Source organism: Thermotalea metallivorans, assembly GCF_001562415.1.
Lineage (GTDB): Bacteria > Bacillota > Clostridia > Peptostreptococcales > Thermotaleaceae > Thermotalea > Thermotalea metallivorans.
Genome location: NZ_LOEE01000102.1, coordinates 1 through 1,477 on the forward strand (window position 1 = coordinate 1; position 1,477 = coordinate 1,477).

A 1,477-nucleotide genomic window follows, 5' to 3' on the forward strand; every position below is an offset into this window, starting at 1 on the left:
CTAATCATATCAGACGCCTCCTAGGGTGTTGGTTTGTCATAAGATTAGTATTCCTAGGATTTAGGTGTCTGATTTTGTTATTTTATGGAATTATTTTTAAATCACTACATTACTTGTAAAGTGGTGTTTTTATTTAAAACCTAATTCTAGGATATTATAACTACATATAAAATTAATTCTCCAAAATGTCTCTACCCAGATCTTTATTTTCCCTCATCCCTTCTTTACTCATTAAATCCCATGATATTGCAACTAATACTACTTTATATAAAAGTACTATATTTTTTGTTTGATCAATAGCCTTCATTCTGTCCCATAAGGGTTGTATAACATATCACATTTGAAATGTTATAAGCAAAAATTTTCTTAAATTTCTCCATAAAACATAGCTAGTGCCCTTATTAGCAAATTTCTACAAAATAAGTCAAATTACACCCGTTTACGAATTCATACTAAAATTCGTCTTTATTTGTTAAAGTTTTAGCTATTTTTTGAATGGGGGCGCACATATGGAATTATACTTCCTATTGCAAAAGGCACAAAGTGGTAATGAGGAATCTACTATCAATCTATTTTTTAAGTTTCATCCCGCTATAAAAAAACTCAGTAGGAATCTTCATTATGAAGAAGCAGAAACCGATCTAACGATAGCTTTTTTAGAATTCATTAGAAATATAGATCTCAATCTTTTTTCAAACCACTCTGATGGACAAGTTGTTAATTTCATATGTAAGTTTTTAAAAAATAAATCCGTTGATTTATTCAGAAAGCATGTATTAGGATTCAAACCTTCCGTAGAGGTAAATGATAGTCTACTCTATGATCACAGCATTCCTAGTTTGGATAGCGAAATTTTTGTATATACGCTTCTCAGCACGTTGCCGCAACTTCAAAGAGAAGTTATTATAAAAAAATTTATACACAGTTTCACCGATAGAGAAATCGCAAAATTATTAGGGATATCCCGGCAAGCAGTAAATAGAGCTAAAAATAGGGGATTAAAAAATCTTAGAAAGGCTCTAGAAAAAGATAAGATCAGCTAATAAAAGTCAAGTAGTATTAGGAAAAATCAAGAATAGCTTTCTTAGAGGAAAAGGCAGCACTAAATCAAGTTTTTGAAAAATATGAACAATAGCTTAAAACTTGTATTTTATGGGAGGCAAATATCAATTACCTAGTTTTCCAAGATCATTTGAATAAGGTTTAACATCTAATTCATAACTATATGATAGACCAGCTAATAAAAGTCAATAGTTAAATTCAAATTTTTTTAATCAACTTTCGCACAAAATTGATGTGCGATGAATATTGAAAAATCAATAGTTTTGGGCAATAAAAAAGTCCAAGAAGCCCCTCTCTGTGATATAATAGAAGTGACAAAACCCCATTAAAATCAACGGTTGGGAGGTTCTTGAACATGTCTATTGTATCACAGAAGATGAAAGCAGAAAATAGGTTTGTACTGACAGTCGATAAC

General features: G+C 30.5%; 1 protein-coding gene. It reads left to right on the plus strand.

What is annotated here, in order from left to right; genetic code table 11:
- The first annotated feature begins 509 nt into the window (after positions 1 to 509).
- Positions 510 to 1,043 carry an RNA polymerase sigma factor gene (locus tag AN619_RS15320; protein ID WP_068558123.1) on the plus strand — a complete coding sequence of 178 codons (534 nt, stop codon included), beginning with the start codon at positions 510 to 512 and terminating at the stop codon, positions 1,041 to 1,043.
- The last annotated feature ends 434 nt before the right edge of the window (positions 1,044 to 1,477 follow it).